Here is a 22,302-nt window from a genome sequence, read left to right as displayed (position 1 = left end):
GTTGCTTTATTTGTAACGGTACGTAATTCTACCACGAGTTAAGTCATATGGAGATAATTCTACCGTAACTTTGTCTCCAGGTAAAATGCGAATGAAGTGCATACGGATTTTTCCTGATACATGAGCCAAAACTGTATGACCATTCTCTAGTTCAACTTTGAACATTGCGTTTGGCAAAGTTTCTGCTACAGTACCTTCCACTTCAATTACATCGTCTTTCGCCATTCAAGTGTTCTCCCTTCTTCAAATCAGTAACTTGCTCTCTGACAAATGTCCAAATGAGAATCTCTCAATTGTTCATCTATCACCCGACCTGTTTTGAATATACTGTTCTGAACTTCCGGAGATACGCAATCATAAAAGGTTATATGATTGATATTTTTTCTTAGGAGAATGAAATTTACGCTTTTCTCCGTCTGCGATTAGTACATGGCAGTCAACGAATATGCCGATGACACCTGTATACTGATCTTGTTCTTTCTTTGGACTATACAGACAACCTGCCCGATTTGGGCCTGAAAGGCTTCAGTGAAGACCTAAATCTTAGTCAGTATATCAAAACCTGTATCTGTAATCGCAATCGTATGCTCAAAGTGAGCACACTTTTTCCCATCAACCGTTACAACCGTCCAGTTATCAGCCAATGTTTTCACATATCGGCTGCCTGCGTTCACCATCGGTTCGATGGCCAACACCATTCCAGGTTTTAGCCGCGGGCCTTTGTTGGGCGGACCATAATGAGGAATTTGAGGGTCCTCATGAAGATCCTGTCCGACCCCATGTCCAACATATTCTCTAACAACTGAAAAATTCTCATTTTCAACATACGTTTGTATGGCATGGGAAATGTTCGACAGACGTTCGCCTGGCTTTGCTTCCTGTAAGCCTTTATATAGAGATTCCTCTGTGACTTCCAGTAGTTTGCGGTCTTCATCACTGATTACCCCAACTGGATAAGTCCAAGCAGAGTCACCATGATAGCCATTTAACTTTGCGCCAATATCGATACTAATGATGTCACCATCACGTAAAACCCGTTTACCAGGAATACCGTGAACGAGTTCTTCATTCACCGAAACGCAAATGCTCCCGCGAAAACCATTATACCCTTTAAAAGATGGGATTGCACCCTGCTTTGTAATAAAACGTTCGGCAATTTGATCCAATTCTTTTGTCGAAATACCTGGTTTTATGTGTTTCTTCAGCTCTTCATGAGTCAGTGCGACAATACGTCCAGCTTCTCTCATAATCTCAAGCTCGCGAGGAGTTTTACAGATAATCATTTATTTAATCCTCCAAGCAGGTCCTTGATATCTGCATATACATCGTTAATGTGCTTCGCACCATCAATGTTTGCAAGATATCCTTTTTCTGAATAGAAGTTCAGTAAAGGTTCAGTCTGCTTTAAGTTTACTTCAAGTCTAGTCGAAACGGTTTCTGCATTATCATCTGCACGTTGATAAAGCTCGCCTCCGCACTTGTCGCAAACATTTTCTTTCGCAGGTGGATTGAATACTAAATGATATGTTGCTCCGCAATTTTTGCAAATTCTTCGGCCAGTCAGACGCTCCATCAAAGCATCTTTATCGACTTTAATATTAATGACATAATCAATCGTTCTGCCAAGGTCCTTTAGAATTTCTTCTAAAGCTTCAGCCTGAGCGACTGTTCGCGGAAATCCGTCCAGAAGAAAACCTTGTTCACAATCATTTTTGCCAAGTCTTTCTCTAACAATACCGATTGTGACCTCATCAGGAACAAGCTCTCCTTTATCGATAAAGGATTTTGCTTCGAGCCCAAGTTGTGTCTCCTCTTTCATAGCAGCGCGGAACATATCTCCTGTTGAGATATGAGGGATCCCATAATCATCAACAATTCGTTCTGCCTGAGTGCCTTTACCAGCACCCGGAAGCCCCATTAAGACTAAGTTCATTTCGGATTTCCCCTTCCTTACTTAGAGAGGTTGGGCAGCTGCCCAGCCCTCTGTTTTATTTCATAAATCCACGGTAATTTCGTTTCACTAATTGGCTTTCAAGCTGTTTCATTGTTTCAAGTGCAACACCTACAACAATGAGAAGACTTGTGCCGCCAATTTGTGCAGCGGAAGGTAATCCAGCGAATTGAATGAAAAAGATAGGAAGTATTGAAATCACGGCTAAGAAAATGGCGCCCACAAACGTGAGTCGGTACAAAATGCTCGTAATTCTATCTTGAGTCATTTTCCCTGGACGAACTCCCGGGATATAGCCACCCTGCTTTTGCAGATTTTCAGCCATTTGTTCAGGATTGACTTGGACAAAGGCATAAAAATATGTGAAAGCAACAATCAGTGCTACATAAATCGTCATACCGATTGGCTTAGTATAGTCAAAGTTGTTGGTTATCCAAGTTGTCACATTATTGGTTCCGAAGAACGATGCGATCGTCTGCGGAGTAATAATGAAAGAAACGGCAAAGATAACTGGAATCACCCCTGCTGGATTCACTTTCAATGGAAGGTGCGTTGCTTGGCTAGCAGACATTTGTGCACGGCCAGTTCCTTTTGAATATTGAATTGCAATCTTTCTCACTGCCATTTGAATGTAAATAACACCGATAACAATGACAAGAATGGCAATGACAATAAGGGCAATTTTAAGGATTTGCATGAACAGCTGTCCATCTCCACCTACAAATTGTTGAGCGTACACTTGTTTTAATGTTTGAGGGATACCAGCGATGATACCGGCAAAGATAATAATCGAAATACCATTACCAACACCGTGAGCAGTAATCTGCTCACCCAGCCACATTAAAAATGCTGTTCCCGCAGTGAGTACGACCGCAATTAAGAGATACGTTGAAACACCAGGGTTTTCAATCAGCATGCCTCCTGCCATATTGTTGAATCCATATGACATTCCTAGCGCCTGGATAAATCCTAGAACAATTGTAAAATACCTTGTGAATTGTGCTAATTTTCGGCGGCCAACCTCTCCTTGCTTTGACCACTCAGTAAACTTCGGAACAACATCCATCTGCAAGAGCTGAATGATGATCGAAGCAGTGATATACGGCATAATCCCCATTGCAAGAATGGAGAATTGGAAAAGTGCCCCGCCCCCAAACGTGTTGAGGATTCCGAAAACACTCATTTGATCCTGTGCCTGGAGAACTTCGGCGTTCACATTAGGCACAGGGATGAAAGCACCTATACGAAAGACGACTAACATTAAAAGTGTGAATATAATCTTATTCCGTATATCTTTCACGCGCATAAAATTGGAGATTGTCTTAAACAAGTTAGATCACCTCGGCTGTACCGCCAGCAGCTTCAATCGCTTCTTTCGCAGAAGCAGAGAATTTATTGGCTTTTACAGTTAATTTTTTTTCTAATTTACCGTTGCCAAGAATTTTTACTCCTGCTTTTAACTTGCTTATTGCACCAGTCTCTAGAAGAAGTTCAGGAGTTACTTCCGTTCCTTCGTCAAAACTGTTTAATCTGTCTAAGTTGATTACCGCGTAATCTTTACGGTTGATGTTTGTAAAACCACGTTTTGGAAGGCGTTGGAATAAAGGCATCTGACCACCTTCGAAACCAGGGCGTACACCGCCGCCAGAACGAGCGTTTTGACCTTTATGACCTTTACCAGAAGTTTTACCGTTACCTGATCCAATACCACGACCAACACGGTTGCGTACTTTACGTGAACCTTCTGAAGGCTTCAATTCATGAAGTTTCATTTGGGCACCTCCTTATCGATTAAAAATGTTTTATTGTTCTTTAACAGAAACTAAATGAGACACCTTGTTAATCATGCCGCGGATCGCTGCATTGTCTTCATGTACGACTGTTTGGTTTGTTTTCTTAAGACCAAGAGTACGAACAGTGACACGCTGATCTTCAGGGCGACCGATTACACTGCGTTTGAGGGTAATTTCTAATTTATTTGCCATTATTGTTCCCTCCTTATCCTAACAGGTCTTCTACAGATTTTCCACGAAGCTTCGCTACATCTTCAGCACGTTTAAGCTCACTTAAACCTTGAAGTGTTGCGCGGATCATGTTGATCGGTGTATTAGAACCTAGAGATTTAGAAAGGATATCAGCTAGACCAGCAAGCTCAAGTACCGCACGCACTGGGCCTCCAGCGATAACTCCTGTACCTTCTGAAGCAGGCTTCAATAGAACGTTTCCTGCACCGAATCGACCGATGATTTCATGTGGAATTGTAGTTCCAACCATTGGTACTTCAATTAAATTCTTTTTCGCATCTTCAACAGCTTTGCGGATCGCTTCTGGTACTTCTTGTGCTTTACCAGTACCGAAACCTACATGACCGTTTTTGTCACCGACAACAACTAAAGCTGCAAAACGGAAACGACGTCCACCTTTAACAACTTTCGCTACGCGGTTAACCGTAACTAAGCGTTCTTCTAACTCTAATTTGCTTGGGTCAATACGACTCATTCGGATGTGTCCCTCCTTCTTTTATTAAAATTTAAGTCCAGCCTCACGAGCAGCTTCAGCTAGAGCTTTTACACGTCCATGATATAGGTATCCTCCGCGGTCAAATACCACGTTAGAGATTCCTTTTTCAACAGCACGTTTTGCAACAAGTTCGCCAACTTTTGTAGCAGCTGCAGTGTCAGAACTATTCTCGATCTTTAACTCTTTATCAAGAGTAGAAGCACTTACAAGTGTTACACCGTTAACATCATCAATTACTTGAGCGTAGATATTCTTGTTAGAACGGAAAACGTTAAGGCGAGGTCTTTCAGCAGTACCTGAAAGTTTCGCACGAACACGAGCATGTCTTTTAAGACGAGTAGCGTTTTTGCTAGTTTTCGTAATCATCCGAGTCACTCCTTTCTTCACTTTAAGCGATCTTACTTACCAGTTTTTCCTTCTTTACGGCGAACGAATTCACCTTCGTAACGAATTCCTTTACCTTTGTAAGGCTCTGGAGCACGGACAGCGCGGATGTTAGAAGCTAGAGCTCCTACACGCTCTTTATCGATACCTTTAATGATTACTTTCGTTTGAGATGGAACTTCGATTTCAACTCCAGCCTCAGGAACGATTTCAACTGGATGAGAGTATCCAACGTTAAGAACAAGTTTGTTTCCAGATTTAGCTGCACGGTAACCGACACCGATAAGTTCTAAACCTCTTTCGAAACCTTTAGATACACCTTCAACCATGTTTGCAATCAAGCTACGTGTTGTACCATGTAATGCACGGTGTTCTTTATTTTCAGACGGACGGCTTACAGTTAAGACGTTGTCCTCAATTTTAATTTCCATATCAGGGTGAAATGCACGAGTTAGTTCACCTTTTGGTCCCTTTACTGTCACTGTGTTATCGTTGTTTGTCACAGTTACTCCTGAAGGGATCTCGATTAGTTTTTTACCTATACGAGACATACCAAGCACCTCCATTCATCTTAAACTTTTTTTACCATACGTAAGCAAGTACTTCTCCACCAGCTTGTTTAGCACGGGCTTCTTTGTCCGATAAAACACCTTGTGATGTAGAAATAATTGCGATTCCAAGTCCGTTAAGTACACGTGGTACTTCATTTGATTTCGCATATACGCGTAAACCAGGTTTACTGATTCTTTTAAGACCAGTGATAACACGTTCGTTGTTTTGGCCGTATTTAAGGAACAAACGGATAATTCCTTGTTTGCTGTCTTCGACGTACTCAACGTCACGGATAAAACCTTCACGCTTTAAGATTTCAGCAATTTCTCTTTTGATTTTTGAAGCCGGTACTTCTAGCTTCTCATGACGTACCATGTTCGCATTGCGAATACGAGTCAGCAAATCTGCAATCGGATCTGTCATAACCATTATTTAATAACCTCCTTCCCATTTATGGGGATTACCAGCTGGCTTTTTTAACGCCAGGAATTTGTCCTTTATATGCAAGTTCGCGGAAACAAATACGGCAAAGTTTAAACTTACGAATAACTGAATGTGGACGTCCACAACGTTCGCAGCGCGTATACTCTTGAACTTTAAACTTTTGTTTGCGTTGTTGTTTCGCAATCATAGACTTTTTAGCCACGATTTCGCCTCCCTTTCATTGATTATTTCTGGAACGGCATACCTACTTGAGTTAATAACTCACGTGCTTCTTCGTCCGTATTGGCAGTAGTAACGATAACGATATCCATACCGCGGACCTTTGTTACTTTATCGTAATCAATTTCTGGGAAGATTAACTGTTCTTTAATACCAAGCGTGTAGTTTCCACGACCGTCGAAAGATTTCTTAGAAATCCCGCGGAAGTCACGTACACGTGGTAAAGACACAGAAATAAGTTTATCAAGGAAATCATACATGCGCTCTCCGCGAAGTGTTACTTTCGCACCGATTGGCATTCCTTCACGTAGACGGAATCCAGCAATAGACTTCTTCGCACGAGTAACGACAGGTTTTTGACCAGCGATAAACGTTAATTCTTCAACAGCAGTATCGATTGCTTTAGCGTTTTGAACAGCGTCACCAACACCCATGTTGATCACGATTTTTTCGATTTTTGGCACTTGCATTACTGAAGTGTATTCAAATTTAGAAACTAATGCAGGTGTAATTTCTTTTACATACTTTTCTTTAAGGCGGTTCATGAGAAAGACCTCCCTTCCTTATTTACTATTTATCTAGAACTTGCCCAGATTTTTTCGCTACACGGACTTTCTTTCCGTCCTCAACTTTATACCCAACACGTGTCACTTCACCCGTTTTAGGATCAAGCGGCATTACGTTTGATACGTGGATCGGCGCTTCTTGTTCAGAAATTCCGCCTTGAGGGTTAGCTTGGGTTGGTTTAGAGTGTTTTTTCACAAGGTTAATACCTTCTACTAAAACACGTTCCTTTTTAGGGAAAGCAGCAAGGATGACACCTTGTTTACCTTTATCTTTACCAGAGATAACCACTACTTTATCGCCCTTTTTAACATGCATTTAATCGCACCTCCTTGAGTCGCGGATTGTATTCATTAAAGTACTTCTGGTGCTAGAGAAACAATTTTCATATAGTTGTTTTCACGAAGTTCACGTGCTACTGGTCCGAAGATACGAGTTCCACGTGGGCTCTTGTCGTCACGGATGATGACACATGCATTTTCGTCGAAACTGATGTAAGATCCATCGTTTCTGCGAGCTCCGCTCTTAGTACGAACGATAACTGCTTTCACAACTTCACCTTTTTTGACAACGCCTCCAGGTGTTGCTTGTTTAACCGTACAAACAATGACATCACCGATGTTAGCCGTTTTACGTCCAGAGCCACCAAGAACTTTAATCGTTAGTACTTCGCGTGCGCCAGAGTTGTCAGCTACTTTTAAACGAGTCTCCTGTTGAATCATTAATGTTACCTCCTTTCGGAAAAAGAAATCCGAACTTTATTAGATAATAACGGCTTCTTCGACAACTTCAACTAGACGAAAGCGTTTAGTCGCAGATAAAGGACGAGTTTCCATGACCTTTACGATGTCTCCGATTTTTGCTTGGTTGTTTTCATCATGTGCTTTGAACTTTTTAGAGTATCTTACACGTTTGCCATAAAGTGAATGCTTTTTGTATGTTTCAACTACAACAGTGATGGTTTTATCCATTTTGTCAGAAACAACACGACCTTGATACACTTTACGTTGGTTACGTTCGCTCATGTTTGCGGGGCCTCCCCTCTAATTATTATTTATTAGCAGCGATTTCTCTTTGACGAATCACAGTTTTCATGCGTGCGATTGATTTACGCACTTCACGAATGCGAGCAGTGTTTTCAAGCTGCCCAGTCGCTAATTGGAAACGAAGATTGAAAAGTTCTTCTTTAAGAGACTTTACTTTTTGTTCAATTTCAGCAGTGGTAAGGTCACGAATTTCATTAGCTTTCATTTGATTCACCACCAATTTCTTCACGTTTTACGAACTTCGTTTTAATTGGCAATTTGTGAGATGCAAGACGAAGAGCTTCACGAGCAACTTCTTCAGACACACCAGAAATTTCAAATAAAACTTTGCCCGGTTTTACTACAGCTACCCATCCTTCTGGAGCACCTTTACCGGAACCCATGCGGACCTCTAGAGGTTTAGCTGTGTATGGCTTAGAAGGGAAAATTTTAATCCAAACTTTACCGCCACGTTTCATGTAACGAGTCATAGCAATACGAGCAGCTTCGATTTGACGGTTTGTGATCCAAGAAGCTTCAAGAGCCTGGATACCGTACTCACCGAAATGTACTTCAGTACCGCCTTTTGCACGACCACGCATTTTTCCACGATGTTCTCTGCGATACTTCACGCGTTTTGGCAATAACATATTATTTTCCTCCTTCCGCAGTATTCTTCTTAGTTGGAAGGACTTCTCCACGATAGATCCATACTTTTACGCCAAGCTTACCATAAGTAGTGTCAGCTTCAGCAGTAGCATAGTCGATGTCAGCACGAAGTGTGTGCAATGGAACAGTACCTTCACTGTAATATTCAGAACGAGCAATATCTGCACCGCCAAGACGACCAGAAACCATTGTTTTGATTCCTTGTGCTCCAGCACGCATTGTGCGTTGGATTGTTTGTTTTTGTGCACGACGGAATGAAATACGGTTTTCAAGTTGACGAGCGATGTTTTCAGCAACTAGCTGAGCATCAAGATCTGCTCTCTTGATTTCAAGAATGTTGATGTGTACACGTTTGCCAGTTAGGCTGTTAAGAGCTTTACGAAGTGCTTCAACTTCAGATCCGCCTTTACCAATTACCATACCTGGTTTAGCCGTGTGGATTGTGATATTTACGCGGTTTGCAGCACGTTCGATTTCTACTTTAGAAACAGACGCGTCAGACAAACGCTTGCTGATGAATTCACGGATTTTCAAGTCTTCATGTAAGAAGTCAGCGTAATCTTTTCCTGCGAACCATTTAGATTCCCAATCACGAATGACGCCAATACGAAGACCTACTGGATTTACCTTTTGACCCACGGATTATCCCTCCTTCTTTTCTGATACAACGATTGTAATGTGGCTAGTACGTTTGTTAATTGCGCTCGCACGACCCATAGCACGTGGACGGAATCTCTTAAGTGTTGGACCTTCGTCAACGAATGCTTGAGTAATCACTAGGCTGTTAGCGTCCAACTCGTAGTTGTGCTCAGCGTTTGCGATAGCAGATTTTAATACTTTTTCAATAATTGGTGAAGCAGCCTTAGGTGTAAGGTTTAAGATAGAAACTGCTTCTCCTACTTGCTTACCTCGGATCAGGTCCATTACTAGACGTGCTTTACGAGGAGCAATACGGACTGTTCTTGCGACAGCTTTAGCTTGCATTTAAAAGCCTCCTCTCATTAGCGTCTTGTTTTTTTATCGTCACTAGCATGACCTTTGTAAGTACGGCTTGGTGCGAATTCGCCCAATTTGTGACCTACCATATCTTCAGAAATGAAAACAGGTACATGTTTGCGTCCGTCATAGACAGCGATTGTGTGACCGATGAATTGTGGGAAAATTGTAGAACGACGAGACCAAGTTTTTACGACTTGCTTTTTGTCAGTTTCATTCAATTTCTCGACTTTAGCCATCAAATGATCATCAACAAATGGTCCTTTTTTTAAGCTGCGAGCCATTGTGGAACCTCCCTTCGTGATTGAACTACGGTCCTAAATGAACCGTAGACAACCCCGTTACTTGTTTTTACGACGACGTACAATGAATTTATCAGACTTGTTGGTTTTCTTACGAGTCTTGAATCCAAGAGTCGGTTTACCCCATGGAGACATTGGTGATTTACGTCCGATTGGAGCGCGTCCTTCACCACCACCGTGTGGGTGATCGTTAGGGTTCATTACAGAACCACGAACTGTTGGGCGTACGCCTTTCCAGCGAGAACGTCCAGCTTTACCGATGTTGATTAATTCGTGTTGCTCGTTTCCAACTTGACCGATAGTCGCACGGCAAGCAGAAAGAATCATGCGAACTTCTCCTGAGTTCAAACGTACAAGAACGTATTTACCTTCTTTACCTAGAACTTGAGCAGAAGTACCAGCAGAACGAACTAATTGTCCACCTTTACCTGGTTTTAATTCAATGTTATGCACAACTGTACCAACTGGGATGTTGATAAGTGGAAGAGCATTACCTGGTTTGATGTCAGCTTCTGGTCCAGAAGTAACTTCAGTACCAACTTGGATTCCTTTCGGAGCAAGAATGTAACGTTTCTCACCATCTGCATAGTTTACAAGAGCGATGTTAGCTGAACGGTTTGGATCATACTCGATTGTAGCAACGCGTCCAGGTATACCGTCTTTATCACGCTTAAAGTCGATGATACGGTATTGACGTTTGTGACCGCCACCTTGATGACGAACAGTTAATCTACCTTGGTTGTTACGTCCGCCTTTTTTGTGTAGCGGTGCAAGCAACGATTTTTCTGGTTTGTCAGTCGTGATTTCAGCAAAATCTGAAGTAGTCATGCCACGACGACCATTACTGGTTGGTTTATACTTTTTAATCGCCATTTTGAATTTCCCTCCTTCTTTTTAAGATTTACGCTTCAAAAATTTCGATTTCTTTGCTGTCAGCAGTTAATTTCACGATCGCTTTTCTGCGACGGCTAGTCATACCAGTGTAGCGTCCAACGCGTTTTGATTTTCCTTTGTAGTTTTGAACGTTGACTTTCTCAACTTTCACTCCAAAGATTTCTTCAACAGCGTCTTTCACTTCTGTTTTGTTAGCTCTGACATCAACTTCGAACGTGTACTTCTTCTCTGTCATTAGATCAGCAGAACGTTCAGTAATGATAGGGCGCTTTAGAACATCACGAGGATCTTTCATTATGCAAGTCCCTCCTCTACTTTTTCAACCGCTGCTTTAGTGATCAGAAGTTTGTCGTGGTTGACAACGTCAAGAACGTTGATACCGTTAGCTTCAACAACTGTTACTCCAGGGATGTTACGAGCAGATAAAGCAACTGTTTCGTTTGCATCCGCAGTGACGATCAACGCTTTCTTCTCAACAGATAATCCTTTAAGGATGCCTGCGAATTCTTTCGTTTTCACTGCATCAAGAGTCAGATCTTCAAGAACGATGATGTTGTTGTCGATTACTTTAGAAGACAATACTGACTTGATAGCCAAGCGGCGAACTTTTTTAGGTAATTTATAAGAATAACTGCGTGGTGTTGGACCGAATACGATACCGCCTCCGCGCCATTGTGGTGAACGGATAGAACCTTGACGAGCACGACCTGTACCCTTCTGTCTCCAAGGCTTACGACCTCCGCCACGTACTTCAGAACGAGTTTTTACTTTGTGAGTTCCTTGACGTAAGGAAGCTCTTTGCATAAGAATAGCATCGAATACTACGCTTTCGTTTGGCTCGATTCCAAACACAGAAGCGTTTAATTCGATTTCACCGTTAGTAGAACCGTTTTGGTTATATAATGCTACTTTTGGCATGACTTGTTTCCTCCTTTCCTAAGAGAGTTATTTAGATTTAACTGCACTCTTTACAGTTACTAGAGATTTTTTAGCTCCTGGTACGTTTCCTTTGATCAATAGAAGATTGCGTTCTGCATCAACTTTAACGATCTCAAGATTTTGGACAGTGATTTGCTCTCCGCCCATACGACCTGGAAGAAGTTTACCTTTGAATACACGGTTTGGATCAACAGGTCCCATTGAACCAGGACGACGGTGGTAACGTGAACCGTGAGTCATTGGTCCGCGTGATTGTCCGTGGCGTTTGATAGCCCCTTGGAATCCTTTACCTTTTGATGTTCCTGTTACATCTACGATATCTCCATTTGCGAAAATATCAACTTTGACTTCCTGACCAACTTCATACGCATCTAACTCCGCACCGCGTAATTCTTTTACGAAGCGCTTAGGAGCAGTTTCCGCTTTAGCAACGTGGCCTTTCTCTGGTTTGTTAGAAAGCTTTTCACGTTTGTCATCAAAACCGATTTGGATTGCTTCATAGCCATCCGTGTCAACAGTCTTCTTTTGAAGAACAACGTTAGCAGCAGCCTCAACAACAGTTACAGGGATAAGATCACCGTTTTCTGCGAATACTTGCGTCATACCAATTTTTCTACCTAAGATTCCTTTGGTCATTAGTCACACCTCCTATAATATGTGTTTTCTATTTGAATTAAAGTTTGATTTCGATATCTACACCAGATGGTAAATCTAAACGCATAAGTGCATCAACTGTTTGCGGAGTTGGATTCACGATGTCGATTAGACGTTTGTGAGTACGCATCTCAAATTGCTCACGAGAATCTTTGTACTTATGCACCGCACGAAGGATTGTGTAAACTGATTTTTCAGTTGGAAGCGGGATTGGACCAGATACACTAGCACCAGAACGCTTAGCCGTTTCAACAATCTTCTCAGCAGATTGATCAAGAATTCTATGATCATATGCTTTTAAACGAATACGAATTTTTTGTTTTGCCATTATTTTCCCTCCTTTTCGCCTACTTACGTTAGACAGTTCTCCGTGAGAAAAACCTGATCACCTCGCCATGGCAAAGCGGCCGGGTGTGTCAGCAACCTCTCACTTCATCGCAGTCAAAGACCAACATGCACTATTGTACCAAATTGGCCTGCGTGTTGCAATAATAAATCGGATAAATTTATGATTTGCACACTTTTCATATTATACAGGGATTCAGCCTATAAATCAAGCTTTCCCTGAAGATGATGTATAGCAGTCTTTCTTATGATACGTATAAATTCATCTGGCTCTTCGATATGCGGAGAATGTGCAGAGTCTTTAAAGGTAAACCATTCTTTGATTGGTGCTTTTAATTGATCAACATATGGTTTTGATACAGCAGCTGGTGTAATCATGTCGTGATCGCCAATGAGAAAGTAGCACGGTATTAATATAGTAGAAACTCGGTATTGAATACTCTCATTCATGAGCTGATCCCATAATTTGTCTTGACTAAACTTCTGCCCTTTTATGAACTTCCATTTATCTTTCAGCTGATATTGCTTACTAAAAAGAAACCCTTTTAGTATTTGAAAAACCGGCTTCCATCTATGTGTGAGACCTACGCTCGCAAACTCTTTATATAGAGAAAATAAGGCATGAGCTGATGTCCGTTTCCATGGGGGAGGCGTCAGTAATCGCAGACACCCAGCAAACAGCCGATTGCGATGGTATTTCTTCAAAAGGAGCTCGTACGATACGATATCTTCCTTTAACACATCTACTACCTGACTAATCCCATAATAAGCATGATAAAGATCCGGACGCTTATGTACTGCTTGTATGGCAATTAATGATCCCCACGAGTATCCTGCGATATACAATTTTGAATGACCTAGATAAGATAGGATCTTCTCTGTCAATTCAATCGTGTCTTCAATAAATTGCTGAATGGTCATCGATGCATCGGGAAGATTCTCTTGATAGGAAAGTCCTGCGCCACGCTGATCCCAATGGACAACTGTAAAGTCTTGGTCAAGTTCCTCGAGAAAGGAATCAATATAACTGATTTGAGCTGAGCCGGGCCCACCGTGTAAAAATAAAAGTACAGGCTTCGTTTCACTCGTCTGATCTTCTTTCATGCTAATCCATTGGTCAATTCCACCGATCGACCATTTTTTCAAATATGTCTTTGCCATTCCAGCGATCCTCTCGGTTCCATTTAGATTCTATAGCTTATAGTAGCCGTTCTGATCTGGAAAAGCAAAAAAAGAGACCCTTTTGCAAGGAGTCTCTTTTGTATGTTTATTACTTAATGATAGTTGAAACGACACCAGAACCTACAGTACGTCCACCCTCACGGATAGAGAAACGAGTTCCTTCTTCGATAGCGATAGTAGAGATAAGTTCAACTTCCATCTCAGTGTTATCGCCAGGCATTACCATTTCAGTACCTTCTGGAAGATGTACGATACCAGTTACGTCAGTTGTACGGAAGTAGAACTGCGGACGGTAGTTAGCGAAGAATGGAGTATGACGTCCACCCTCTTCTTTAGAAAGTACATAAACTTCAGCTTTGAAACGGCTGTGTGGAGTGATTGTACCTGGTTTAGCAAGTACTTGACCACGTTGGATATCTTCACGAGATACACCACGAAGTAGTGCACCGATGTTGTCACCAGCTTCAGCATAGTCAAGAAGTTTACGGAACATTTCAACACCTGTAACAGTTGTTTTACCGTTTTCTTCTTGAAGACCGATGATTTCAACTTCGTCACCGACTTTAACTTGTCCACGCTCAACACGACCAGTAGCAACTGTTCCACGACCAGTGATTGAGAATACGTCCTCAACTGGCATCATGAATGGCTTCTCAGTGTCACGCTCTGGAGTTGGGATGTACTCATCAACCGCATCCATAAGTTCAAAGATTTTTGCTTCGTAATCAGCATCTCCTTCAAGAGCTTTAAGAGCAGAACCTTTGATAACTGGTACATCGTCACCAGGGAAGTCATAGTCAGAAAGAAGGTCACGAACTTCCATTTCAACAAGTTCAAGTAACTCTTCATCGTCAACCATGTCACATTTGTTAAGGAATACTACGATGTATGGTACACCTACGTTACGAGAAAGTAGGATGTGCTCACGTGTTTGTGGCATTGGACCATCAGCAGCAGATACTACTAAGATCGCGCCGTCCATTTGAGCAGCACCAGTGATCATGTTTTTAACATAGTCAGCGTGTCCTGGGCAGTCTACGTGTGCATAGTGACGAGTTTCAGTTTCATACTCAACGTGTGCAGTTGAGATTGTGATTCCACGCTCGCGCTCTTCTGGAGCACCATCGATTTGGTCATAAGCCATAGCTGTACCTTTACCAGATTTCTTATGAAGAACTGTTGAGATAGCAGCAGTTAGAGTTGTTTTACCATGGTCAACGTGTCCAATTGTACCAATGTTAGCATGCGATTTGGAACGGTCGAATTTTTCTTTAGCCATTCTAAAAATCCTCCTTAAAGGTTCATTGTATTTGGTATAGAGTGATAGAAAGTGAAGAGTTACCTCTCACTTTCTGATCTTCAATAGTAGTTATACTTTAGTTTAAAGGCAAAATCAATTATTCACCTTTATTTTTTTTGATGATTTCTTCACTGATGCTCTTAGGCACTTCTTCGTAGTGATCCATGTGCATAGTGAAAGTACCGCGTCCTTGTGTGTTAGAACGGAGTGCAGTAGCATATCCGAACATTTCAGAAAGTGGAACCATAGCGCGAACAACTTGAGCGTTACCGCGAGCTTCCATACCTTCTACACGTCCACGACGAGATGTGATATCACCCATGATGTCTCCCATGTATTCTTCTGGGATAACAACTTCCACTTTCATCATTGGCTCAAGTAGAACTGGGTTACATTTGCTGACAGCATTTTTCAATGCCATAGATGCAGCAATTTTGAACGCCATTTCGTTAGAGTCAACATCGTGGTAAGATCCATCAAATAATTTTGCTTTGATGTCGATTAATGGGAATCCAGCTAATACACCATTTTCAAGTGAATCTTCAAGACCCGCTTGAATTGCTGGGATGTATTCACGTGGAACAACCCCACCGACGATTGCATTTTCAAACTCGAATCCTGCGCCTTCTTCGTTTGGTTCGAACTCGATCCAAACGTGTCCGAACTGACCGCGTCCACCAGACTGACGTACGAATTTACCTTCAACTTTTGCACCAGAACGGAATGTTTCACGGTACGCAACCTGAGGAGCACCTACGTTAGCTTCAACCTTGAACTCACGCTTCATACGGTCAACAATGATATCAAGGTGAAGCTCACCCATACCAGAGATGATCGTTTGACCAGTTTCAGGGTTTGTTTGTGTACGGAATGTTGGATCCTCTTCAGCTAGTTTAGCTAAAGCGATACTCATTTTATCTTGGTCAGCCTTAGATTTAGGCTCGATAGCTACATCGATTACTGGCTCTGGGAATTCCATAGACTCAAGGATAACAAGATTTTTCTCGTCACAAAGAGTGTCACCAGTAGAAGTATCTTTAAGACCTACAGCTGCTGCGATATCCCCTGCATATACAGTAGAGATTTCTTCACGGCTGTTTGCGTGCATTTGAAGGATACGTCCAACACGTTCACGCTTGTTCTTAGAAGAGTTCTTCACGTATGAACCAGAATCAAGTGTTCCAGAGTATACGCGGAAGAAAGTTAGTTTCCCAACATAAGGGTCAGTCATAACTTTAAATGCAAGAGCTGCGAATGGTGCGTCATCAGTAGACTCACGAACAACCTCTTCATTTGAATCTGGCAGGATACCTTTGATTGCAGCAACATCAGTTGGTGCAGGAAGGTAGTCAAGCACAGCGTCAAGTACAAGCTGAACACCTTTGTTTTTGAAAGCAGATCCAACAAGAACTGGGTAGAATTCAACATTCAATGTTCCTTTACGGATTGCAGCTTTCAATTCAGGAATTGTGATTTCTTCACCCTCAAGGTATTTTTCCATAAGCTCTTCATCAAGCTCAGCGACAGCTTCAATTAGGCTGCTGCGAAGCTCTTCAGCTTTGTCTTTATACTCAGCAGGGATTTCTTTAGCATCAGAGCGAGTTCCAAGATCATCTTCGTAGAAGTATGCTACGTTTTCTACAAGGTCGATGATTCCTTCGAATTGATCTTCAGCGCCGATCGGCAATTGAATTGCATGAGCGTTCGCTTGAAGACGATCTCTTAATGTGCTTACAGAGTAAAGGAAGTCCGCACCGGTTTTATCCATTTTGTTAACGAATACGATACGAGGTACTCCGTAAGTTGTTGCTTGGCGCCAAACTGTTTCAGTTTGTGGCTCTACACCTGATTGTGCATCAAGAACAGCAACCGCACCATCAAGTACACGTAAAGAACGTTCAACTTCAACAGTGAAGTCTACGTGTCCTGGTGTATCGATGATGTTTACACGGTAACCTTTCCATTGTGCTGTAGTAGCAGCAGAAGTGATTGTAATACCACGTTCTTGCTCCTGCTCCATCCAGTCCATTTGTGAAGCTCCTTCGTGAGTTTCACCAATTTTATGGATACGACCAGTGTAGTATAAGATACGCTCAGTCGTTGTCGTTTTACCGGCATCGATGTGAGCCATGATACCAATATTACGAGTTTTGTCTAAGGAGAACTCTCTTGCCATTGGGTAATTTCTCCTTCCTCATTAGGGAATAGTTTTTTTAGTTTGGTATAAATCCTACCAGCGGTAGTGAGCGAATGCTTTGTTCGCTTCTGCCATTTTGTGTGTATCTTCACGTTTCTTAACAGCTGCACCAGTGTTGTTAGCTGCGTCAAGGATTTCGTTAGCAAGACGCTCTTCCATCGTTTTTTCTCCACGAAGACGAGCGTAGTTTACTAACCAGCGAAGACCTAAAGTAGTACGACGGTCTGGGCGAACTTCTACAGGAACTTGGTAGTTAGCTCCACCTACACGACGTGCTTTAACTTCAAGAACTGGCATGATGTTTTTCAAGGCTTGTTCGAAAACCTCCATCGCTTCATTACCAGTACGTTCTTTGATGATATCAAATGACTTGTAGAGAATTGTTTGTGCTTTTCCTCTTTTACCGTCGATCATCATTTTGTTGATCAAACGAGATACAAGTTTAGAATTGTAAATTGGATCTGGCAATACGTCTCTTTTTGCTACAGGACCTTTACGTGGCATCTGAATAGCCTCCCTTCTCTTTTAAAAGGATTTCTATCTGTCTCTCATCTCAATATCATTGTCAGTTACCTGACTCCACTGATCTGATATCAACTTCTAAAAACCCTTATGTTTGTTTGTATTATTTGCTTTGTTTAGGGCGTTTTGTTCCGTATTTAGAACGTCCTTGCATACGACCGTCAACTCCGGCAGTATCAAGCGCACCACGAACGATGTGGTAACGTACACCCGGTAAGTCTTTTACACGTCCGCCACGGATAAGTACTACACTGTGCTCTTGTAGGTTATGTCCGATACCAGGAATGTAAGCTGTTACTTCAATCAGGTTAGACAAACGTACACGAGCATATTTACGTAGTGCTGAGTTTGGTTTTTTCGGTGTCATTGTACCGACACGAGTACAAACCCCGCGCTTCTGTGGAGATGTTACGTTAGTGTGCTCTTTTTTGAAACTGTTGTATCCTTTGTTAAGTGCAGGTGACTTTGAGTTTTCAACTTTACTCACGCGTCCTTTGCGTACTAGCTGATTAATTGTAGGCATGTTGTTATTCCTCCCTTCATTACTTTTTTTATAACCCACATACCCAGGTGGTTCATCAAAAGGCAAAAAACAATGCTTTTGCATTTTAAGCATGCAAAAACAAAACAAGTACGTTATAACATAATGGCAACAGCTGCTGCCCCAACTTCAATTCCGCAGGCCTTGCCGAGCTTTTTCATGGAATCTACCACTAAAATGTCTACACCCTTCTCTTGTGCTAGTTTCAATACACTAGCAGTTAAAGCAGGATCAGCATCTTTCGCTACGACGACTTCCTTTACTGAATCTCGTTTCAGAGCTTTTACTGTTTGCTTCGTACCGATAATAATGGATTGAGCCTGTGATACTTTATCATAAGACATCGAATATCCTCCAAAGTAACAGGTTTTATTTTGAGCACCTTGGTTATATTATCATCATGGCAGAAGGATGTCAATATCGTATGACAGATTATCTTGACATCCTTCACCATTTTTGATGATTTTATAGAAATCTCACGAGAAAGATTACTCTACAGGAACCATATCGTCAGACGGCTGCACTTGCGAAACCGGCTTAACTTTACGGTAGTTTGGCATTCCCGTTCCAGCAGGAACAAGTTTACCAATGATCACATTCTCTTTCAAGCCAAGCAGTTCATCACGTTTTCCTTTGATCGCCGCATCTGTTAGGACACGAGTCGTTTCTTGGAAGGACGCCGCAGACAAGAATGAGTCTGTTTCAAGCGAAGCTTTTGTAATACCAAGAAGAACTGGACGGCCTGTTGCAGGACGTTTGCCTTCGAATAGTACTTTTTTGTTCGCTTCAGTGAATTGATGTACATCAAGAAGTGTGCCTGGTAATACGTCTGTATCCCCTGCATCAGCGACACGCACTTTACGAAGCATTTGGCGAACCATTACCTCTACGTGCTTATCTCCGATTTCTACCCCTTGCATACGGTATACTTTTTGTACTTCATGAAGCAGATATTCTTGAACAGCTGTCATGTCAGTCACTTTAAGAAGTTCTTTCGGATCGATCGAACCTTCTGTCAGTACTTGACCACGAGTAACTGTGTCACCTTCAACAACTTTCAGACGTGCATTGTAAGGAGCTGTGTATGAGCGAGTTTCAACTTCGCCTTGAACCACAATTTCCTGCTGCTTGTCACGAACATCGTTAATTTCAGCAACGACACCATCAATTTCAGAAATTGTCGCTTGCCCTTTCGGATTACGCGCTTCAAATAGCTCTTGGATACGAGGTAGACCTTGAGTGATATCGTCTCCTGCTACCCCACCGGTGTGGAACGTACGCATTGTAAGCTGTGTTCCTGGCTCACCGATTGATTGTGCAGCGATGATTCCAACTGCTTCACCGACTTCAACGTCAGTACCAGTTGCAAGGTTACGGCCGTAGCATCGTTTACATACACCATGAGGCGTGTTACATGTAAATGCAGAACGGATCCATACTTCCTCAATTCCTGCTTCAACTACTTCAAGTGCTTTATCTTCATCAATTAGTTCGTTTTCGGCTACAATGACTTCGCCTGTTTCAGGATGAACAATTGGTTTTCTTGCAAAACGTCCGATCAGACGTTCTTCAAGTTTCTCAATAATTTCATTTCCTTCTTTAATAGACTTCGCCAAGATTCCACGGTCTGTACCGCAATCTGTTTCACGGATGATGACATCCTGTGCAACGTCAACGAGACGACGCGTGAGGTAACCTGAGTCAGCTGTTTTAAGGGCTGTATCGGCAAGACCTTTACGCGCACCGTGAGTGGAAATAAAGTATTCCAATACGGTTAAACCTTCACGGAAACTAGATTTAATCGGAAGTTCGATGATACGTCCAGCCGGGTTGGCCATCAGACCACGCATACCAGCCAGCTGAGTAAAGTTAGATGCGTTACCACGCGCTCCAGAGTCACTCATCATGTAGATTGGGTTGACTTCATCAAGGGACTTCATCAGTTTACCTTGGATCACATCTTTAGAAGAACTCCAGATTGAAATAACTCTCTCATAACGCTCTTCTTCAGTAATCAAACCACGTCTGAATTGCTTCATGACGTTATCTACTTTTGCTTGTGCTTCTTCAAGAATTTGCTGCTTATCATCTAATACGACGATATCAGACACACCAACCGTAATACCGGCTTTAGTAGAGTATCTGAAACCAAGATTTTTCATGCGGTCAAGCATTTTAGATGTCTCAGTAATATGGAATCTCTTAAAGATTTCTGCAATGATTTTACCTAAAATACCTTTTTTGAACGGCGCATTGATTTCTTGTTTCTCGATCGCAGCTTTTACATCCTCACCTTTTTCAAGGAAGAAACGATCAGGCGTTTTTTCTTCAATATTGCTCTTTGTCGGCTCATTCATGTATGGGAATGATTCCGGTAAGATTTCGTTAAAGATCAGTTTTCCAACTGTTGTAATCAACAATTTAGAACGCTGTTCATCAGTGAATGTCACATTCTTCAACGAGCTAGCTGCAACAGCTACACGTGTATGAAGATGCACATAACCATTTTGATAAGCTAGAAGGGCTTCGTCAGTATCTTTGAAGACCATACCTTCTCCGATAGCACCTTTGCGCTCAAGTGTAAGGTAGTAGTTACCAAGCACCATATCCTGAGATGGCGTAACAACTGGTTTTCCATCTTTCGGGTTCAAAATGTTTTGAGCCGCAAGCATTAAGATACGAGCTTCAGCTTGAGCTTCAGCAGACAATGGTACGTGAACCGCCATTTGGTCACCGTCAAAGTCAGCGTTGTAGGCTGTACATACAAGTGGATGCAGACGAATTGCGCGTCCTTCCACAAGTGTAGGTTCAAACGCTTGAATACCAAGTCTATGAAGAGTCGGTGCACGGTTTAGTAAGACTGGATGCTCACGAATAACTGATTCTAAAACATCCCATACTTCCGGCTGCACACGCTCAATTTTACGCTTCGCACTCTTGATGTTGTGAGCTAATCCTTTTTCAACAAGCTCCTTCATCACGAATGGTTTGAATAATTCAAGAGCCATTTCTTTCGGAAGTCCACACTGATACATTTTCAAATGTGGTCCTACGACGATAACGGAACGTCCAGAATAGTCAACACGTTTACCAAGCAAGTTTTGACGGAAACGTCCTTGTTTCCCTTTCAGCATGTGAGAAAGAGATTTCAATGGTCGATTTCCTGGTCCTGTTACTGGTCGGCCTCTACGTCCATTATCAATCAAGGCATCGACAGCTTCTTGAAGCATACGCTTCTCATTCTGAACGATGATGCTTGGCGCGCCAAGATCTAATAAACGCTTCAGACGATTGTTACGGTTGATGACACGACGATAAAGGTCGTTCAAGTCCGAAGTAGCAAAACGTCCACCATCAAGTTGAACCATTGGACGTAATTCTGGCGGAATAACCGGAAGTACATCAAGAATCATCCAAGATGGTTTGTTTCCTGAGTTACGGAAGGCTTCTAATACTTCAAGGCGTTTGATCGCACGTGTACGGCGCTGTCCTTGAGCAGTTTTCAGCTCTTCTTTCAGTGTATCTACTTCTTTTACAAGATCGATATCTTGAAGAAGTTTGTTGATTGCTTCTGCACCCATAGCTGCTTGGAATGTATTACCGTATTTATCTAAATAAGCACGGAATTCTTTCTCAGAAAGAAGTTGTTTCTTCTCAAGCGGTGTGTTGCCCGGATCTGTCACGACGTAAGAAGCGAAGTAGATCACTTCTTCTAACGCACGTGGTGACATATCAAGAACAAGACCCATACGGCTTGGGATACCTTTGAAATACCAAATGTGGGAAACTGGGGCAGCCAGTTCGATATGCCCCATTCTCTCACGACGGACTTTTGCCCGTGTTACTTCTACACCACAACGGTCACATACAACACCCTTATACCGAACGCGTTTATACTTCCCACAATGACATTCCCAGTCTTTTTGCGGTCCGAAGATACGTTCACAAAAGAGACCATCTTTTTCAGGTTTCAGTGTACGATAGTTAATCGTTTCAGGCTTTTTCACTTCACCAAAAGACCAAGAACGGATTTTATCAGGTGATGCGAGACCGATGTTCATATACTCAAAATTGTTCACATCTAGCAAGGGGCCTACCTCCC

The 22,302-nt window shown here is 42.2% G+C and carries 32 protein-coding genes and 1 pseudogene; all 33 read right to left on the bottom strand.

From position 1 onward, the window contains the following. Positions 1-6 precede the first annotated feature (6 nt). The 33 genes and pseudogenes from infA to rpoC all read right to left on the bottom strand — a co-directional run bounded on the left by infA (position 7) and on the right by rpoC (position 22,288). Entirely contained in the window at positions 7-225 is a 219-nt protein-coding gene (gene infA, locus H7F25_RS18465; RefSeq protein ID WP_003217190.1) for a translation initiation factor IF-1, read from the bottom strand. After that, positions 203-509 (bottom strand): annotated as a pseudogene (locus tag H7F25_RS19425) (RNA-binding protein). The gene infA and the pseudogene H7F25_RS19425 overlap by 23 nt, the downstream one beginning before the upstream one ends. Before the next feature lie 27 nt (positions 510-536). Beyond that, the gene (gene map, locus H7F25_RS18460) at positions 537-1,283 is read right to left on the bottom strand and encodes a type I methionyl aminopeptidase (protein ID WP_003217210.1); all 747 of its coding nucleotides are present in this window, start codon (positions 1,281-1,283) and stop codon (positions 537-539) included. Beyond that, positions 1,280-1,933, bottom strand: a complete 654-nt coding sequence (locus tag H7F25_RS18455) for an adenylate kinase (protein ID WP_024425604.1) — start codon at positions 1,931-1,933, stop codon at positions 1,280-1,282. Before H7F25_RS18455 ends, map begins: the two co-directional genes overlap by 4 nt. Positions 1,934-1,988: 55 nt before the next feature. Further along, positions 1,989-3,281, bottom strand: coding sequence for a preprotein translocase subunit SecY (secY, locus tag H7F25_RS18450; protein WP_007496334.1), 1,293 nt, complete (start codon positions 3,279-3,281; stop codon positions 1,989-1,991). Between the two features lies 1 nt (position 3,282). Further along, a complete protein-coding gene (rplO, locus tag H7F25_RS18445) occupies positions 3,283-3,723 on the bottom strand; it encodes a 50S ribosomal protein L15 (RefSeq protein WP_003216888.1) in 441 nt (146 codons plus the stop codon). Between the two features lie 30 nt (positions 3,724-3,753). Continuing rightward, positions 3,754-3,936, bottom strand: coding sequence for a 50S ribosomal protein L30 (gene rpmD, locus H7F25_RS18440; protein WP_003217067.1), 183 nt, complete (start codon positions 3,934-3,936; stop codon positions 3,754-3,756). A gap of 13 nt (positions 3,937-3,949) precedes the next feature. Then, on the bottom strand, positions 3,950-4,450 hold the full coding sequence (gene rpsE / locus H7F25_RS18435; RefSeq protein WP_007496332.1) for a 30S ribosomal protein S5: 501 nt from the start codon (positions 4,448-4,450) through the stop codon (positions 3,950-3,952). 24 nt (positions 4,451-4,474) lie between these two features. After that, positions 4,475-4,837: a 50S ribosomal protein L18 gene (gene rplR, locus H7F25_RS18430; RefSeq protein WP_008356544.1), complete on the bottom strand. Its 363-nt coding sequence runs from the start codon at positions 4,835-4,837 to the stop codon at positions 4,475-4,477. A gap of 32 nt (positions 4,838-4,869) precedes the next feature. Then, complete coding sequence (gene rplF / locus H7F25_RS18425; RefSeq protein WP_024425602.1) at positions 4,870-5,406, bottom strand: 50S ribosomal protein L6; 537 nt, start codon at positions 5,404-5,406, stop codon at positions 4,870-4,872. 31 nt (positions 5,407-5,437) lie between these two features. Beyond that, on the bottom strand, positions 5,438-5,836 hold the full coding sequence (gene rpsH / locus H7F25_RS18420) for a 30S ribosomal protein S8 (protein WP_007496327.1): 399 nt from the start codon (positions 5,834-5,836) through the stop codon (positions 5,438-5,440). A gap of 31 nt (positions 5,837-5,867) precedes the next feature. Continuing rightward, entirely contained in the window at positions 5,868-6,053 is a 186-nt protein-coding gene (gene rpsN, locus H7F25_RS18415; RefSeq protein ID WP_008356542.1) for a 30S ribosomal protein S14, read from the bottom strand. A 22-nt stretch (positions 6,054-6,075) separates the two neighbouring features. Beyond that, complete coding sequence (gene rplE, locus H7F25_RS18410) at positions 6,076-6,615, bottom strand: 50S ribosomal protein L5 (RefSeq protein WP_024425600.1); 540 nt, start codon at positions 6,613-6,615, stop codon at positions 6,076-6,078. A 25-nt stretch (positions 6,616-6,640) separates the two neighbouring features. Then, positions 6,641-6,952, bottom strand: coding sequence for a 50S ribosomal protein L24 (rplX, locus tag H7F25_RS18405; protein ID WP_008356538.1), 312 nt, complete (start codon positions 6,950-6,952; stop codon positions 6,641-6,643). A 35-nt stretch (positions 6,953-6,987) separates the two neighbouring features. Beyond that, positions 6,988-7,356, bottom strand: coding sequence for a 50S ribosomal protein L14 (gene rplN, locus H7F25_RS18400; RefSeq protein ID WP_003216882.1), 369 nt, complete (start codon positions 7,354-7,356; stop codon positions 6,988-6,990). Positions 7,357-7,395: 39 nt separating this feature from the next. Next, positions 7,396-7,659 carry a 30S ribosomal protein S17 gene (gene rpsQ / locus H7F25_RS18395; protein ID WP_003216906.1) on the bottom strand — a complete coding sequence of 88 codons (264 nt, stop codon included), beginning with the start codon at positions 7,657-7,659 and terminating at the stop codon, positions 7,396-7,398. A gap of 25 nt (positions 7,660-7,684) precedes the next feature. After that, on the bottom strand, positions 7,685-7,885 hold the full coding sequence (gene rpmC / locus H7F25_RS18390) for a 50S ribosomal protein L29 (protein WP_003217155.1): 201 nt from the start codon (positions 7,883-7,885) through the stop codon (positions 7,685-7,687). Next, positions 7,875-8,309 carry a 50S ribosomal protein L16 gene (gene rplP, locus H7F25_RS18385; RefSeq protein WP_003156478.1) on the bottom strand — a complete coding sequence of 145 codons (435 nt, stop codon included), beginning with the start codon at positions 8,307-8,309 and terminating at the stop codon, positions 7,875-7,877. The genes rpmC and rplP overlap by 11 nt, the downstream gene beginning before the upstream one ends. A gap of 1 nt (position 8,310) precedes the next feature. Then, positions 8,311-8,967, bottom strand: coding sequence for a 30S ribosomal protein S3 (gene rpsC / locus H7F25_RS18380; protein ID WP_003217241.1), 657 nt, complete (start codon positions 8,965-8,967; stop codon positions 8,311-8,313). 3 nt (positions 8,968-8,970) lie between these two features. After that, positions 8,971-9,312 (bottom strand): 50S ribosomal protein L22, encoded by a 342-nt coding sequence (gene rplV, locus H7F25_RS18375; protein WP_007496316.1) that lies wholly within the window; start codon positions 9,310-9,312, stop codon positions 8,971-8,973. A gap of 17 nt (positions 9,313-9,329) precedes the next feature. After that, on the bottom strand, positions 9,330-9,608 hold the full coding sequence (gene rpsS, locus H7F25_RS18370) for a 30S ribosomal protein S19 (protein ID WP_003216920.1): 279 nt from the start codon (positions 9,606-9,608) through the stop codon (positions 9,330-9,332). A gap of 57 nt (positions 9,609-9,665) precedes the next feature. Then, the gene (rplB, locus tag H7F25_RS18365; protein ID WP_024425599.1) at positions 9,666-10,499 is read right to left on the bottom strand and encodes a 50S ribosomal protein L2; all 834 of its coding nucleotides are present in this window, start codon (positions 10,497-10,499) and stop codon (positions 9,666-9,668) included. A 28-nt stretch (positions 10,500-10,527) separates the two neighbouring features. Beyond that, on the bottom strand, positions 10,528-10,815 hold the full coding sequence (gene rplW / locus H7F25_RS18360; RefSeq protein ID WP_003217016.1) for a 50S ribosomal protein L23: 288 nt from the start codon (positions 10,813-10,815) through the stop codon (positions 10,528-10,530). Next, positions 10,815-11,438 carry a 50S ribosomal protein L4 gene (gene rplD, locus H7F25_RS18355; protein WP_024425598.1) on the bottom strand — a complete coding sequence of 208 codons (624 nt, stop codon included), beginning with the start codon at positions 11,436-11,438 and terminating at the stop codon, positions 10,815-10,817. The genes rplW and rplD overlap by 1 nt, the downstream gene beginning before the upstream one ends. A 27-nt stretch (positions 11,439-11,465) precedes the next feature. Next, complete coding sequence (gene rplC / locus H7F25_RS18350; RefSeq protein WP_024425597.1) at positions 11,466-12,095, bottom strand: 50S ribosomal protein L3; 630 nt, start codon at positions 12,093-12,095, stop codon at positions 11,466-11,468. A 37-nt stretch (positions 12,096-12,132) separates the two neighbouring features. Continuing rightward, complete coding sequence (gene rpsJ / locus H7F25_RS18345; protein WP_003156464.1) at positions 12,133-12,441, bottom strand: 30S ribosomal protein S10; 309 nt, start codon at positions 12,439-12,441, stop codon at positions 12,133-12,135. Between the two features lie 218 nt (positions 12,442-12,659). After that, positions 12,660-13,619: an alpha/beta fold hydrolase gene (locus tag H7F25_RS18340; protein ID WP_122632212.1), complete on the bottom strand. Its 960-nt coding sequence runs from the start codon at positions 13,617-13,619 to the stop codon at positions 12,660-12,662. 109 nt (positions 13,620-13,728) lie between these two features. After that, positions 13,729-14,919, bottom strand: a complete 1,191-nt coding sequence (tuf, locus tag H7F25_RS18335) for an elongation factor Tu (protein WP_034283892.1) — start codon at positions 14,917-14,919, stop codon at positions 13,729-13,731. Between the two features lie 118 nt (positions 14,920-15,037). After that, complete coding sequence (fusA, locus tag H7F25_RS18330; RefSeq protein ID WP_024425594.1) at positions 15,038-17,116, bottom strand: elongation factor G; 2,079 nt, start codon at positions 17,114-17,116, stop codon at positions 15,038-15,040. Positions 17,117-17,170: 54 nt separating this feature from the next. Then, entirely contained in the window at positions 17,171-17,641 is a 471-nt protein-coding gene (gene rpsG, locus H7F25_RS18325; protein WP_008356520.1) for a 30S ribosomal protein S7, read from the bottom strand. Positions 17,642-17,762: 121 nt separating this feature from the next. Continuing rightward, positions 17,763-18,182 carry a 30S ribosomal protein S12 gene (rpsL, locus tag H7F25_RS18320; RefSeq protein WP_008356518.1) on the bottom strand — a complete coding sequence of 140 codons (420 nt, stop codon included), beginning with the start codon at positions 18,180-18,182 and terminating at the stop codon, positions 17,763-17,765. Between the two features lie 113 nt (positions 18,183-18,295). Beyond that, a complete protein-coding gene (locus H7F25_RS18315; protein ID WP_024425593.1) occupies positions 18,296-18,544 on the bottom strand; it encodes a 50S ribosomal protein L7ae-like protein in 249 nt (82 codons plus the stop codon). A 144-nt stretch (positions 18,545-18,688) separates the two neighbouring features. After that, positions 18,689-22,288, bottom strand: coding sequence for a DNA-directed RNA polymerase subunit beta' (rpoC, locus tag H7F25_RS18310; RefSeq protein WP_024425592.1), 3,600 nt, complete (start codon positions 22,286-22,288; stop codon positions 18,689-18,691). Positions 22,289-22,302 lie beyond the last annotated feature (14 nt).

The sequence above is a fragment of the Bacillus sp. PAMC28571 genome (assembly GCF_014250435.1).
Taxonomy (GTDB): domain Bacteria; phylum Bacillota; class Bacilli; order Bacillales; family Bacillaceae; genus Bacillus; species Bacillus safensis.
Note: the sequence above shows the minus strand (reverse complement) of the source record. Positions and strands in the feature narration are given on the sequence as shown.

Bases quoted from the DNA above. Each gene is read 5' to 3' on its own strand.
- infA (WP_003217190.1), bottom strand. From the start codon at position 225: ATGGCGAAAGACGATGTAATTGAAGTGGAAGGTACTGTAGCAGAAACT.
- map (WP_003217210.1), bottom strand. From the start codon at position 1,283: ATGATTATCTGTAAAACTCCTCGCGAGCTTGAGATTATGAGAGAAGCT.
- H7F25_RS18455 (WP_024425604.1), bottom strand. From the start codon at position 1,933: ATGAACTTAGTCTTAATGGGGCTTCCGGGTGCTGGTAAAGGCACTCAG.
- rplO (WP_003216888.1), bottom strand. From the start codon at position 3,723: ATGAAACTTCATGAATTGAAGCCTTCAGAAGGTTCACGTAAAGTACGC.
- rpmD (WP_003217067.1), bottom strand. From the start codon at position 3,936: ATGGCAAATAAATTAGAAATTACCCTCAAACGCAGTGTAATCGGTCGC.
- rpsE (WP_007496332.1), bottom strand. From the start codon at position 4,450: ATGAGTCGTATTGACCCAAGCAAATTAGAGTTAGAAGAACGCTTAGTT.
- rplR (WP_008356544.1), bottom strand. From the start codon at position 4,837: ATGATTACGAAAACTAGCAAAAACGCTACTCGTCTTAAAAGACATGCT.
- rplF (WP_024425602.1), bottom strand. From the start codon at position 5,406: ATGTCTCGTATAGGTAAAAAACTAATCGAGATCCCTTCAGGAGTAACT.
- rpsH (WP_007496327.1), bottom strand. From the start codon at position 5,836: ATGGTTATGACAGATCCGATTGCAGATTTGCTGACTCGTATTCGCAAT.
- rplE (WP_024425600.1), bottom strand. From the start codon at position 6,615: ATGAACCGCCTTAAAGAAAAGTATGTAAAAGAAATTACACCTGCATTA.
- rplX (WP_008356538.1), bottom strand. From the start codon at position 6,952: ATGCATGTTAAAAAGGGCGATAAAGTAGTGGTTATCTCTGGTAAAGAT.
- rplN (WP_003216882.1), bottom strand. From the start codon at position 7,356: ATGATTCAACAGGAGACTCGTTTAAAAGTAGCTGACAACTCTGGCGCA.
- rpsQ (WP_003216906.1), bottom strand. From the start codon at position 7,659: ATGAGCGAACGTAACCAACGTAAAGTGTATCAAGGTCGTGTTGTTTCT.
- rpmC (WP_003217155.1), bottom strand. From the start codon at position 7,885: ATGAAAGCTAATGAAATTCGTGACCTTACCACTGCTGAAATTGAACAA.
- rplP (WP_003156478.1), bottom strand. From the start codon at position 8,309: ATGTTATTGCCAAAACGCGTGAAGTATCGCAGAGAACATCGTGGAAAA.
- rplV (WP_007496316.1), bottom strand. From the start codon at position 9,312: ATGCAAGCTAAAGCTGTCGCAAGAACAGTCCGTATTGCTCCTCGTAAA.
- rpsS (WP_003216920.1), bottom strand. From the start codon at position 9,608: ATGGCTCGCAGCTTAAAAAAAGGACCATTTGTTGATGATCATTTGATG.
- rplB (WP_024425599.1), bottom strand. From the start codon at position 10,499: ATGGCGATTAAAAAGTATAAACCAACCAGTAATGGTCGTCGTGGCATG.
- rplW (WP_003217016.1), bottom strand. From the start codon at position 10,815: ATGAAAGATCCTCGTGATGTTCTAAAGCGCCCTATCATTACTGAACGT.
- rplD (WP_024425598.1), bottom strand. From the start codon at position 11,438: ATGCCAAAAGTAGCATTATATAACCAAAACGGTTCTACTAACGGTGAA.
- rplC (WP_024425597.1), bottom strand. From the start codon at position 12,095: ATGACCAAAGGAATCTTAGGTAGAAAAATTGGTATGACGCAAGTATTC.
- rpsJ (WP_003156464.1), bottom strand. From the start codon at position 12,441: ATGGCAAAACAAAAAATTCGTATTCGTTTAAAAGCATATGATCATAGA.
- H7F25_RS18340 (WP_122632212.1), bottom strand. From the start codon at position 13,619: ATGGCAAAGACATATTTGAAAAAATGGTCGATCGGTGGAATTGACCAA.
- tuf (WP_034283892.1), bottom strand. From the start codon at position 14,919: ATGGCTAAAGAAAAATTCGACCGTTCCAAATCGCATGCTAACATTGGT.
- fusA (WP_024425594.1), bottom strand. From the start codon at position 17,116: ATGGCAAGAGAGTTCTCCTTAGACAAAACTCGTAATATTGGTATCATG.
- rpsG (WP_008356520.1), bottom strand. From the start codon at position 17,641: ATGCCACGTAAAGGTCCTGTAGCAAAAAGAGACGTATTGCCAGATCCA.
- rpsL (WP_008356518.1), bottom strand. From the start codon at position 18,182: ATGCCTACAATTAATCAGCTAGTACGCAAAGGACGCGTGAGTAAAGTT.
- H7F25_RS18315 (WP_024425593.1), bottom strand. From the start codon at position 18,544: ATGTCTTATGATAAAGTATCACAGGCTCAATCCATTATTATCGGTACG.